The sequence below is a fragment of the Pedobacter sp. SG908 genome (genome assembly GCF_011759615.1).
Classification (GTDB): domain Bacteria; phylum Bacteroidota; class Bacteroidia; order Sphingobacteriales; family Sphingobacteriaceae; genus Pedobacter; species Pedobacter riviphilus.
Map to the genome: position 1 here is coordinate 2,573,957 of NZ_JAAOYY010000001.1, position 12,494 is coordinate 2,586,450.

General features: G+C 39.9%; 13 protein-coding genes. 8 read left to right on the forward strand and 5 right to left on the reverse strand.

Going from position 1 to position 12,494, the window contains the following annotated elements:
* Window positions 1–26 precede the first annotated feature (26 nt).
* Window positions 27–827, forward strand: coding sequence for a type I methionyl aminopeptidase (gene map / locus FHT21_RS10510; RefSeq protein WP_167294618.1), 801 nt, complete (start codon window positions 27–29; stop codon window positions 825–827).
* Window positions 828–840: 13 nt separating this feature from the next.
* Here the strand turns inward: map and FHT21_RS10515 are convergent, their stop codons facing one another.
* Window positions 841–3,594, reverse strand: a complete 2,754-nt coding sequence (locus FHT21_RS10515) for a glycoside hydrolase family 2 TIM barrel-domain containing protein (RefSeq protein WP_167294619.1) — start codon at window positions 3,592–3,594, stop codon at window positions 841–843.
* Between the two features lie 216 nt (window positions 3,595–3,810).
* On the opposite strand from FHT21_RS10515, the gene FHT21_RS10520 reads away from it, so the two are divergent.
* Both FHT21_RS10520 and FHT21_RS10525 read left to right on the forward strand, forming a co-directional pair.
* Entirely contained in the window at window positions 3,811–4,074 is a 264-nt protein-coding gene (locus tag FHT21_RS10520) for a hypothetical protein (protein ID WP_167294620.1), read from the forward strand.
* 8 nt (window positions 4,075–4,082) lie between these two features.
* A complete protein-coding gene (locus tag FHT21_RS10525; protein WP_167294621.1) occupies window positions 4,083–4,274 on the forward strand; it encodes an RNA-binding protein in 192 nt (63 codons plus the stop codon).
* Between the two features lie 190 nt (window positions 4,275–4,464).
* On the opposite strand, the gene FHT21_RS10530 is transcribed toward FHT21_RS10525, so the two are convergent.
* A complete protein-coding gene (locus FHT21_RS10530) occupies window positions 4,465–5,589 on the reverse strand; it encodes an AI-2E family transporter (protein WP_167294622.1) in 1,125 nt (374 codons plus the stop codon).
* A gap of 213 nt (window positions 5,590–5,802) precedes the next feature.
* On the opposite strand from FHT21_RS10530, the gene mnmE reads away from it, so the two are divergent.
* The 3 genes from mnmE to FHT21_RS10545 all read left to right on the forward strand — a co-directional run bounded on the left by mnmE (window position 5,803) and on the right by FHT21_RS10545 (window position 9,246).
* Window positions 5,803–7,161, forward strand: coding sequence for a tRNA uridine-5-carboxymethylaminomethyl(34) synthesis GTPase MnmE (mnmE, locus tag FHT21_RS10535; protein ID WP_167294623.1), 1,359 nt, complete (start codon window positions 5,803–5,805; stop codon window positions 7,159–7,161).
* 318 nt (window positions 7,162–7,479) lie between these two features.
* Window positions 7,480–8,040 (forward strand): helix-turn-helix domain-containing protein, encoded by a 561-nt coding sequence (locus FHT21_RS10540; RefSeq protein WP_167294624.1) that lies wholly within the window; start codon window positions 7,480–7,482, stop codon window positions 8,038–8,040.
* A gap of 6 nt (window positions 8,041–8,046) precedes the next feature.
* On the forward strand, window positions 8,047–9,246 hold the full coding sequence (locus FHT21_RS10545) for a site-specific integrase (RefSeq protein WP_167294625.1): 1,200 nt from the start codon (window positions 8,047–8,049) through the stop codon (window positions 9,244–9,246).
* Here the strand turns inward: FHT21_RS10545 and FHT21_RS10550 are convergent.
* The gene (locus tag FHT21_RS10550; protein ID WP_167294626.1) at window positions 9,243–9,590 is read right to left on the reverse strand and encodes a helix-turn-helix domain-containing protein; all 348 of its coding nucleotides are present in this window, start codon (window positions 9,588–9,590) and stop codon (window positions 9,243–9,245) included. The two genes, FHT21_RS10545 and FHT21_RS10550, sit on opposite strands and share 4 nt — an antisense overlap.
* Window positions 9,591–9,860: 270 nt before the next feature.
* Between FHT21_RS10550 and FHT21_RS10555 the strand changes: the two genes are divergently transcribed.
* Entirely contained in the window at window positions 9,861–10,265 is a 405-nt protein-coding gene (locus FHT21_RS10555) for a hypothetical protein (RefSeq protein WP_167294627.1), read from the forward strand.
* A 34-nt stretch (window positions 10,266–10,299) separates the two neighbouring features.
* Here FHT21_RS10555 and FHT21_RS10560 read toward each other — a convergent pair whose 3' ends face one another.
* Complete coding sequence (locus tag FHT21_RS10560; RefSeq protein WP_167294628.1) at window positions 10,300–11,565, reverse strand: thioredoxin family protein; 1,266 nt, start codon at window positions 11,563–11,565, stop codon at window positions 10,300–10,302.
* Between the two features lie 399 nt (window positions 11,566–11,964).
* Between FHT21_RS10560 and FHT21_RS10565 the strand changes: the two genes are divergently transcribed.
* Entirely contained in the window at window positions 11,965–12,273 is a 309-nt protein-coding gene (locus FHT21_RS10565; RefSeq protein WP_167294629.1) for a hypothetical protein, read from the forward strand.
* Here FHT21_RS10565 and FHT21_RS10570 read toward each other — a convergent pair.
* Complete coding sequence (locus tag FHT21_RS10570; protein ID WP_167294630.1) at window positions 12,258–12,488, reverse strand: hypothetical protein; 231 nt, start codon at window positions 12,486–12,488, stop codon at window positions 12,258–12,260. The genes FHT21_RS10565 and FHT21_RS10570 overlap by 16 nt on opposite strands.
* Between the last annotated feature and the right edge of the window lie 6 nt (window positions 12,489–12,494).

The window sequence follows — 12,494 nt, forward strand, 5'->3', positions numbered from 1 at the left end:
TCGCTTCTTTTGCTAAATTTGCAGCAATGATTTTATATAAAACTAACGAAGAAGTAGAGCTGATGCAGATCAGTGCCTTACTGGTGAGCAATACCCTTGCAGAAGTAGCTAAAATATTAAAGCCAGGCATTACAACCCTCGAGATTGATAAAATAGCTAACGAATTTATACTTGATAATGGTGCTGTACCTTCCTTTTATAACTATAATGGCTTCCCTTTTCATATCATCACCTCGGTAAACGATGTGGTTGTACATGGCTTTCCAACTAAAGATGAATTGAAAGATGGCGATATTATCTCAGTAGATGTGGGTACCATAAAAAACGGTTTTCACGGCGATCATGCTTATACCTTTATTATAGGCGAAGTATCGCAAGCGGTATTAAACCTGGTAAAAACGACTAAAGAATCACTTTTTCTGGGTATTAAAGAAGCTGTTGTGGGCAAACGCATTGGCGATATTGGTGCAGCTATCCAAAATCATAACGAAAAGCAGGGTTATGGCGTAGTAAGAGATCTGGTAGGCCATGGTTTAGGGAAAGATATGCACGAAGATCCACAGGTACCGAATTATGGGAGGAAAGGCAATGGTTTACTATTAAGAGAAAATCTGGTACTGGCCATAGAACCAATGATAAATATGGGCAAAAAAGATGTTTTTCTTGACGAAGACGGTTGGACGATCAGAACGGCTGATGGAAGTCCATCTGTGCATTTTGAACATGATGTTTGCATCAAAAAAGGCGAAGCACTTATTCTTTCTGATTATGCCCCTATCGAGGCCGCAGAAAAGCAGAACAGTAACCTCAATACTTCTTATTACTAATATAAGGGATGCGTTATTGGTTAAAATCAAATAATAGCGTCCCTTTAAAGGTTTTTCCATCTGTTTTGTTTTTCTGGCTTTGCGGTCCTAATAATAAAGCCGACTGAAATTTGGTGCCAATGGCACTTATCCCTTTTAAGAAACCGATATTCCCTTCAGGGAAGGCAGGTTCTACATTGTTGTTGCTTAGTGCGGCAGCTTCACGGGCAGGCCTGTACATCTGTAGATAAGTATCTTCATCGGCTATATAAACCGTAAACGGGGCTTCTTTATTTTCTACCCTAACCCAGTTCACTTCAGCATGATAGCCTTTAAACTCAGGATAACCCCAGGTTTCGCCCGTAATCGAATTATTATAATCCTTATGCCAAACCCCAAACTGCTGCCCTTTTAACCTGTTTTTCCAAACCCGGTACGGCCCGCGGCCAAGGTATTTCATTCCGGTAATTTTATCCTCCGGATAATTAAAGGTAATCCCCATAAAATCAGCATCTCCCTGTTGGTTAAATTGGTATTCAAGTTTCGCTAACTTTCCGGCTTCAAATATCCACCGCGCGTGCAAATGACCAGCACCCTGGTAATCAGATTCAACAATATACTTTGCTCCTTCCGCTTGATGACTAAAATTTTTCAATTCGGTATTTACACCAGCCAACACCGGACCTTTCGATAAAGAAATAATGGCATTGCCTTTAACAACTTTCTCCAGGTAGCCCGATGCCTTTTCAAAATAATAGCTTATACCATCCTGTTTAACCACAAGCGACTGCTTAGTTTCTTCGACTTTTACTTCTGAATTGTTCAGGGTAGTTTCTTGCTTCTCCGCAATTAAACGGGCAGCTTTTATTGGCCAGCTCCAGGTAAATATTTCCTTTTTATCAGCTCCATAAACAGTTAAATATAAGGCATCACTTTGTGCCCAAGATTTTGGCAGAACCAGATTGAGCGTACCTTTTGCACCAGGCTTAAGCCTGGAAGTTACTGCCCCATTGGCATTTACAGTAGCCTTTGTGCTTTCCGTATTAGCCGATGGGAAACTCACTAATTTCCATTTAAAAGTACATTGATCAAGATCGGTAAAACTGAAACGGTTCTCCATTGGAATTTTTCCATTAAAATCACTGTCAATTTTTGGCAGATCAATAAAAACAGGAGACCATATCTCTTTTATGGCGTAGAAACTGCCTTCCTTTTCTCGATGTGGACCAACAATTCCATCGGGTGCATGGTTTCCATCGCCATCATAAATGCCGTTTTTATCTATCCGGATTACGTCTTCATCCACCAAAGCCCAAATAAAACCACCGGCACCGTGAGGGTGGATTAACATCTGATTCCAGAAATCGTCTAACGCAGCGCCAGCACCACCGTCGTAAAGGCCATGCATAAACTCGGTCGGAAAAAAGACTTCCTGCCCTGAAGTAGCCGCCTTAACCATATAATTATAATCTGGATAATGTTTGGTGTCGGTTCCGTTAAACTTCTCCCAAGGATGAATTACAGTACGTTTCTGTGGGTCGTATAGGGCATAGTCATTGTCGAGGTCAGTATTAAAACCTCCCTCGTTGCCATTGGCCCAAAAAATAATAGAAGGATGGTTTACATCCCTGATTACAAGCTCTTTTACAAGCCTGTGCCCAACGGTATTATCGTATTTTGCCTGCCAGCCAGTTAACTCATTAATCACATACAAACCTAGTGAGTCGCAGATATCCAAAAATTCTGCATCTGGCGGATAATGCGACATACGAACGGCGTTCATGTTCATCTCTTTCATTAACCTTACATCCATTAAATGTACCTCGCGGCTTAATGTACGTCCGCTTTCGGGCCAAAAGCTGTGGCGGTTAACACCTTTTAAAATCATTTTCGCGCCATTAACATAAAAACCATCGCCATTTCGTAGTTCAAGTGTTCGGAAACCGAATTTTTGCTTCACCTGATGAATAATCTGCTGTTTATTTTTGATGCGCACTACCACTTGATATAAATTGGGAAATTCACTACTCCACAATAAAGGATTTGAAAAAGTAGCCTCCAGGCTTTGCCGGCCATTGGCGGCATCCGCTTTTATAGCAAATGCTTTTCCTACATTTTCACCAGTTATTTTTTTTACCTGGGCTTCAATAATATCGCCGGCAGCTAAATTTTGTCCATAAACATCAAGCTGGAAGCGACCATCGGCCTTAGCATTAACCGCAACTCTTTCTATAAACCTGTTTGGTACAGTTTCCAGGTAAACCGGACGGAAGATGCCGCCAAAAATCCAAAAATCGCTTGTTCTTTCGGCTTTATTTATAGAAGCATTTTCAGAAACTTTATCAACCGTTACTTCCAGTAAATTCTTTCCTTCGGGTTTTAAAAGTGTTGTAATATCATATTTAAATCGATAAAATCCGCCTTGGTGCACATCACCTGCCAACTTTCCATTAATACTTACCTTAGTATCGGTCATAGCCCCCTCAAAAACCAGGAATACTTTTTTTCCTGTTATTTTACCCGTCAGAAATTCATAACGATAAATCCCCTGTTCGTTCGCTTTAACTTTATCGTGCCCGTAGTTGTAACTTCCAAAGCCTTGTAATTCCCAATTAGATGGCACAGGTATTTTTGTCCATATACCACTTTTACGGCCAGCGGTGCAATAAAAATCCCATAGTTTAGTATGATCTTTATCCGTTCCTGAAAGATATGTTTTGATCGTTTCCTGCGAAAAACCGGCGGAAGAAACCAATAGCAACAATAATGGCATTAATCTTTTGATCATGATCTATTTTTTGGCATTAGCATTAGAAAATAGCTTCCTTTTTTATCAAAAAAAGGTTTTTGGTTTATTAAACAACGCGTTTACAAGATAGTAGAATTTGTGAATAGATGAGGTTGCATAACCAGCATTTTACATCTTCATCCTTCATAAATTTAAATTAACCTATTAAAAACATTAAAAAATTCATACTTTTAATTAAGAAACTAAACAACCTTGATGAATAATAACAAACTATCCGAACTTAGCCTAACCGAACTAAACAAACAGAAAAAACAATTAAGAGGTCTGTTAATTGGAGGTTCTATTGTGTTACTCTTTTTGTTTGCTGCACTTTTATACCTTATCGCTAAAAAACAAAACTTTGTACTTCTTGCCGTTATTCCAGGCTGTATGTTAGCATGGTTGCCGGCGGTAATTAGATTAAGTCAATTAAATACTGAAATAAAACTACGCAGTTCAGAAACAACCCCAAACCCGTAAACACTAAAATGGAAACAACAAATTTAAAAGATGGCGATTACTGCGTTGTAATTAAAGGAACACATATAGGTAAGCATGGCCGGGTAAGCGATATAAATACGAGTAAAACAGGCCACATTACCATTACTGTAGAACAAGATAATGCGGTTAGGTTTAAAACCCTCGGCAGGAATGTAGTACTAGAAGCGCATACAAAATAAATACCTGAAATTAAGATCGCAATTCAATCTTCTACCACGGGTTAACATTAGCTTAAATTTTTTATGCCAATGAAAATTCAATATCATCTGCATTTATCGTCGTAAAATCTGGGGAGGGACCTGTACCTCAATTGTTTCCCCAGATTACGCTGATTATCGTTAAGCTCACTACATTTTCCATACCCACAGGCTATCCCTTTTCTATTCCTGTTTTGGTAGCCACTGGTTTTTTCTTCCTAAAGTTGGGAAAAGTCATGGGACTTTTGGCCGGGCGTTCATCTCCCAATAGCACTCCCCATTGTTTAAAAGATTCAGTACGATCGAAGATGATTTTGAGTACGGCCACAATAGGCAGTGCGAGGAACATGCCTGAAACACCAGCTATACTGCCACCAATAAATACCCCTAGAATGGCAAACAAGGCATTGATTTTTACCTTAGAGCCCACAATACGCGGCATTAGTATGTTGTTATCTAAAAATTGAACAAATGCAATTACACCTAAAACGGTAATAACCGGCCATAATTCTTGCGATGAAGTAAGTGTTAACAACACCCCTATTACGTTACCAATTAGGGCGCCCACATATGGTATCAGGTTTAATATGGCGAAGATTACGCCGATTAACAAGGCATGTTTTATACCAATTAACATTAATATCCCCCCCAACAAAATGGTCATATAAGTGATCTGGATCAATAGTCCGATTAAGTAGCTTTTAATGATCGATTCAGTTTCATAAATTGCTTCTTTCACTTTTGGATGATCGTCGGTTTTAAACCACATAAATATAAAGCGCAATAAAATATCTTTATAAAAAAGCATCAGGTAAATATAAATGGGCAATAAACCGATAAAGACAAAAATACCGCTTAAGGTTACAGCAGCACCACCCGCCAGCGAAGTCCCCATGTTCATCAGATCGTCGCTCTTAGCTTGTATAAAGGCTTTTTGCTGCTTATCGTCATAATGGGTAATACGGCTAATCCAATCGCTTAAAGAATTGATATGCTGCGTTACATTTGCTTTTATCTGTGGAAAATCTTTAACCAAAATGCCAATCTGGTTCGAAAAAAACCAAATAATCAACGCTACAAAAAGCGCGACCAATAAAATGGATAGAATGATGGCTAACGATTCGGGTATTTTTTTTCTTTTTAAAAAGCGATATACCGGTAGCAGCATAATGCTGATAAAAAAAGCCATCAACATCGGCATGATAATATCTCTTCCGATTACCATAACGGCTACAATGGCCATTAATCCTAATAATTCTATCGACCGTTTAACGGTTAGGGGTAAATTGTTCGTCATAAAAAGCCTATTCTGATTTGAGGTTTAAACACAATCGGGATTAAAATGTTTTAAGATAAGCTTTAATATTGAAAAGTGGAACGAGTTTATAGTCTGGAGTCGGCAGTCCGGAGTCTGAAGTCAATTAACCGATTAAGCAATGCTTAAAAAAATTACTTCCCTTACACGATATACCCATAGATTAGCCTTATTTTTGCAGCTTTAATACCACATATGAACAATCAAGATACCATTATTGCTTTATCTACTCCCTCAGGTTCTGGCGCCATTGGCGTTATCCGGTTATCTGGTCCAGAGGCAATTTCTCTTACCAATACCGTATTTGCAGGAAAAGATTTAGAAAAGCAGGCCTCGCATACTTTACATTTTGGCCTGGTTAAAGATGGCGATCATATTATTGATGAAGTGGTGGCAGGTTTATTTGTTGCCCCTAAATCGTACACCAAAGAAAATGTAGTAGAAATTTCCTGCCATGGCTCCAACTACATTATCCAGCAGATTATTAACCTATTAATCAGTAAAGGTGCACGTGCGGCCAAACCTGGCGAATTTACCTTACGTGCCTTTTTAAATGGTGCTTTCGATCTAAGTCAGGCAGAAGCTGTTGCCGATTTAATTGCCTCCAATTCGAAGGCTTCGCACGATGTGGCCATGCAACAGATGCGCGGTGGCTTTGCCAACGAATTAAAGGGTTTACGCGAACAACTGATTCATTTCGCTTCGATGATTGAGCTTGAGCTCGATTTTGCAGAAGAAGATGTAGAATTTGCCAACCGCGAACAGCTCAAAAACCTGGTCAACAAAATCAATTACGTTTTACAACGCCTGATCTCCTCTTTCGAAATGGGAAATGTGATTAAAAATGGTGTTCCCATAGTTATTGCAGGCAAGCCTAATGTGGGTAAATCTACCCTATTAAATGCCCTCCTGAACGAAGAACGTGCTATCGTTTCGGATATTGCCGGAACCACTCGTGATACCATTGAAGATGAACTCACCATTGGTGGCATTGTTTTCCGTTTTATCGATACGGCCGGAATCCGCGATACCGCCGATATTATTGAGGCTTTAGGGGTAGAACGTACCTTAGAGAAAATGAAACAGGCCAAGCTGATCATTTACATGGCCGATGCTGCCCAAAGTATTACAGAAATTGAAGAGCAGATCCGGGGTTTAGGACAGTTGGCTATCCCCTACTTAATTTTGGTCAATAAAGCCGAACTCCTTACAGCTGCACAGCGTAAAGCTTTCGAAGCTTTAGATGTTGTTTTTATTTCTGCTAAAGAAAAGCAGGGCATCGATGAATTAAAAACCACCTTACTGGAACAGGTTAATTTGCACCACATTAATACCAGCGAAACTTTGGTAACCAATATCCGCCATGTAGAAGCATTAAAACAAACCGAACATGCGCTGCAAAGGGTTTTGGTCAATGTAGATAATCCGGTTACTTCTGATTTTTTAGCCATGGATATTAAACAAGCCCTGCATTATCTTGGTGAAATTACAGGAACAGTGACTACCGATGATTTACTGGAGAATATATTTACGAAGTTCTGTATCGGCAAATAATCCCCGAAAACAACCACTAATTACGACAACTTACGGCAATTAACATACTGATTGTTAATAAGTTATGTTAATATTTCTCCGCCAATTTCTTGGAGGTTTACCACTATTTTTCGCATTTTTGTTGCTCATTTGTTGCTCGAGCGACTGAAATTTTCCCCAAAAAAATCATGGGTGAAATGATGTCGCTTATCGACACTTAACGACACTAAAAAACATTAAACGGCGCTAATAAGCCACTATTTGAGGGGAAATTACCACTGATGTTCTGGGGGCTAAAAGTCCTGTCGACCTACAACAAATGCGACAAAAAAGGATGAAATGAGTAGCAATATAACAGTTGAACGAATCTGCGAACACTGCGGCAAGACATTCTTGGCAAAAACGACGGTCACGAAGTACTGCAGCCTGAATTGTAACAGGCAGCACTACAAACAAAAAATCCGTAATATAAAGATTACTGCCAGCAATGAACAGATGCTTAGTGCCCGTACAAAAGCGATCAATGACCTGCCTGCTGAGTTCCTTACGGTGAAACAGGCTGCTCGCCTGCTTCACTGCAGTAAAAGGATAATTTATCAGCAGATCAATAATGGCAGGATCAAAGCAATTCAGCTTAGCAAACGGAAAACACTGATCAAAAGAAAGCATTTGGATAAGGCCTTTAAACAGGTCGATTTTCAGCCGGTTCAGCAAACTGAAAGAGCTAAAAATCCTGCGCTGGTTTACTGTATAAGTATGACTGATGCCCAACAGCATTTTGGTATATCAGAAAAGGCACTTTATGACCTGATCAAACGGAATGATCTTGAAGTATTCTCTAACGGAAAGTTCAACTATGTACTTCGATCAGCATTGAACCAAATATTTTATAAAAGTTAATAAGTTATGGGAAGCGTTACATTGAGAAGGAAAAATCTTATTACCGGGAGGCAAAGTCTTTATTTGGATTATTATCCTCCGTTTTTAAATAGTAAGACCGGGAAAGCCCAGCGTTCTGTTACGCTGAAATTATACCTGTTCACAAAACCTGAGAATGAACTGCAGCGCATTCATAACAAAGAAACACTGCTCACCGCTCAGACCGTCTGTGCACAGCGCCAGATCGAAATACAGAACAGGCACTTTGGGATCATTTCAGAACAGGATCGAAATGCAAGCTTTACCGAGATTTTTAGGCAGGTGTCCAAAAGCCGCCGGAAATCAATGAATGATCACTGGGAAATGGGACTGCGTTATTTTATTGCCTTTAGCGGTCATGATCTGCGTCTGCCGGAGCTCTCTGACTTTCTTTGTGAAGATTACAAAAACTATCTGTTGAGTGGACCCGGGATCTCGCGCTATGGACGGCCGATCAAAAGGAATACAGCAGTTACTTATTATGCCAAATTTCGGGCCGTATTGCGTCATGTCTACAGGCGAAAACTCATCCCACTGGATCTGCATGCAATGGTTGATCCTATATCACCAAAAGAAACGAATCGGGAAAGACTGACTATGGAAGAGTTCCAGCATTTGGCAGATACACCTGCCAGCTCGGACTTGATGAAAAATGCAGCGATTTTTTCCGGGCTTACCGGGCTTAGGTGGTCGGACGTGAGTACGTTGCACTGGTCTGAACTTAGGGGTAGTCCAGGCAGTTTTGAAATTCAGTTTTCGCAAGGTAAGACAGAGAAGGCAGAGGTAATGCCCATATCGGATCAGGCTGTTGCCCGCCTTGGAGACCGAATGGCACCGGGAGATTTACTTTTTCCAGGCCTGAAGTATAGCCAGCTAAAATCATTCTTTACCAACTGGTGTACTGTTGCGGGTATTTTTAAGAATATCACCTTCCACAGCTTCAGGCATACTTTTGCCACACTTCAGCTCGAGCTGGGTACTGATATTTACACCGTATCTAAACTCCTCGGACACCGCTCCCTGAAAAATACCGAAATTTATGCCAAGATCGTGGATAAAACCAAGCGCCAGGCGGCGGCCAGGCTTTTGCTAAAAGATGTTGAAGATGAAAGTATCGGTGGTGGCCAAGAAAAAAGACCGGCTATTTTTATCCTGCACAGAAATGAGGAGAAATTTGGCGTAAGCTAAATGAATATGTCCTTTTTATCCAAGTGATTGCTTTTACTTTGCGATTCGTGAATGATTTCAGATGCGGTTTTACGTCTGGAAGCTGAGACCCAATTTTTGAGTTCCGATTGGCTAAAGTACAATCGTCTGCCCGGCTTGCTTACCGGTATCTCCATTCTACTGACTTTAGAGTATAGGGATTGCACGGAAACCTTTAGATAATCAGCAGCTTCCTTTACCGTTAAAAGGTCACTCGATCCGTCATCCGCCGGATTAAGGTCTGATACCATTTCTTCGATCCGTTCTACTTTTTCAAATAACTGACGGATGATTTCGGGAAGTTTCTCAAAGCCAAATGGTTCCATAGCGCAGTCTAATTTACCGCAATTTTGGGCATTATTTTGCTGATATTATCCAATATTGGACGGATTGGACTTTTGATGTATTGCCTGCAAATTCCGATCCGCCCTTCTGCGCATTTACGCTGATCTAAGCCGGGAAGCAATAAAAATACGGATACTGTATATTGGCAATAAAAAGTTTGGCAACCTTGCCATTCTGACCAATAGTCTGCAAAATATGAAAACCACTTGTATTTAAGTCAGGGGTTTATTAAGTTTAAGAAACAAACCGTTATGAACCAGAACCCAATTGTATTATACATAGATGCTAACAACAATGACAGCTTTCTAAGCTATACCCAAAATCCAGATAAGATTTCTAGAAACATCAATCATTTTGGAGAAGAATATGCCCAAGATATAGAAATACGAAAATCTATATACACCGATGATGTAGTCAGTATAAACATTGTGGGAAAATATATCTGCATTCTACATACCAATACAGAATTCCAAAGGATGCTCCTTTTTGATGCTATGGCTATTCCGGATGTAGATATGGTTGAGACTTTTTTATCCAAACTGTACAATAGCGCGTTATCTGATGATTTCTTATACAAACTTGAATATCTAAAGACTCATTCTTCCCAGCCTTTTTATCCAGTTTTGTTAAGCAGTGATGTTCCTTCCGCTGAATAAAACTTCAAACAGATAAAATCAGCCTCAATAACATTTATTTTCCTGCTGAAATTGCCTCAAGTTCAGATCGCAGCCTTTCTATACTTTCCTTCTTATAAATCTGGCTGGCGAACTGCATCCATTTCAATGCATCGAGCAACGATTTATCACTTTTGTGTAGGTCTTGTTTAAAAAAATCAGAAACGGTATACAGGATAGTCGCTATATTGGCCGAATACTGAACCGCTGCTAGTTTTTTTTCTTCCTCAAAATTAGGAATCTTGGTACTATCTTCTTTCCCGCTCAAAAAAGGCCACATAGCCTGCTCAAACAATATCTTGTCCTTCACTCTGATTGAATCAAGCGGAATAGACATCTGTTTTTCCGCTATCCTATATCCTACTTTCTTTAATCCGGAAGTATCCCTGGCGGCATGGTAGTAATGCAGGGCGAGATTATCTACTGAAGGGAGTTGTTTTTCGGCAAGCAAAGGTCTTAAAATTTCAACATAGGTCAAATAATGCTTAGCATCATCAACTCTTCTGTCCTTAACTGCTCTTCCCAGTGCATAATAGAGCAGTTTATCATACAGTTTTTGAGCCACTAGCTGCTGATCACCTTTAGGAACCCCATTAATATGTTTTAAAATAACGGCAAGTGCATCTGAAGGCGTACTTCCGATGTTTTCACTTAAAAAATGTAATGTACTGGCAGCATTTCGTTCGTCATCCGAAATTAGCGGAACATAGACATTAAGTATTTCTGCATTATCCAGTCCCATCTGGCTACGTTTAATAACCAGCCGCTTCAAAAAATCTTTATTTCTATCTCCATCTTTGAAACGGGCTTCCATCTCTGCAAGATCCCTCACCTTAAACTGATTTAGTGCTTCTTTACCGGCTGTTATAAATTCTGAAGCTTTAAGATAATCTCCGTTTCTATAAACTAAATTTCCCAGCGTGTCTAAGAAAAGATAGGTCGGGTATGCCTTAACCGCATAACTGTCGGCTAGTTTAATCCCTTCTCCCCGTTCGGCATTCAAGCGGTAACTGATAAATGAGCTGTTGTAGATTTGAGCCACCTCGTTTGAAACAAAAACTTCCCTTTCCATGCGCTTACACGGCAGGCACCAATCGGTATAAACATCAACGAAGATGGGTTTGCCTTGCCTTGCAGATTCTTTGAGTAGAGATTTCCAGTCCCCCTTGAAAAATTTTATCCCATTAGGACCGGCAGTCTGGGCGACAGCTATCGTAGCTAAACCCGAAAAGATCAGGAGCAGGGAAAAAAGGCGCATTTTCATAAAATAAATATCGCCCAAAAATCCTATAAAAAAAATAAGCAATATCCATTTAGAAAACAAGCGAAGATTTAATAAGTTAGCGCTATTAAAGTTTGCTAATCCAACTAAACCATCATCAGCCTCCCCCCTTCCTCTAACATCTTTCAGCCCTCCGGTAAGTAATGGTCAGAGCAAATTAAAAGGACGGCCAGCTGAGTTAGAACAATTTGTAAGATTATCCCTTTTTGGCTTTTCTGACCGCAGATACAGGTTTTATCAAAGCCCTATATTTCACAATCAGTCAGGCATTACCTTTTCATTATCTTAATGGAGAACCATAATATCGATCCCTGTTCAAAATGCCAACGACATCCATCTCAAAGGTATTTACAGAAGTATTTTTTTTTGTATTTACCGGCTTTTCATTAACTTGTTTACATGGAGATAAATGAGTCAAGCGAATATGTTAAGGCGAGAGCCTTGCTCCTAGCCGAATATTTCAGTCAGCGCGGATGGCTGGTGACCGCAGGAAAAAACAACCGTATACTGATTTATGTGCAAAATGAAGAGATATGCAATCTTACTGGAGACCAATTGATGGAGATAATATGTGAATCTGACTGGCATATACCGGGGACAGGCTTAAAGACCAGTCCGGTTACCTACATGTTTTACCATCGGGGCGAATTTTACACAAAATTCGAGGTACTTTCCAGTAGTGAATATGATATCTATGATAATGATTGAATCAGTTGATAACCCCAGGGCGTAGTTGAAATAAAAGATGAAAGCAAAACATCTGCCTCTTCAACATCAACAAATCCCGGCATATACTCCAGCTCCTCTTTTGGCAGCCCTGGCGATTGTCCTGATTCCCTAAAAAACTCAGCTGTTTCCATATCCAGCACAAATGTGCAAAATAATTTTAAAATGCTAATATTTTTAGCATTATATTTGTCCATGTAAAA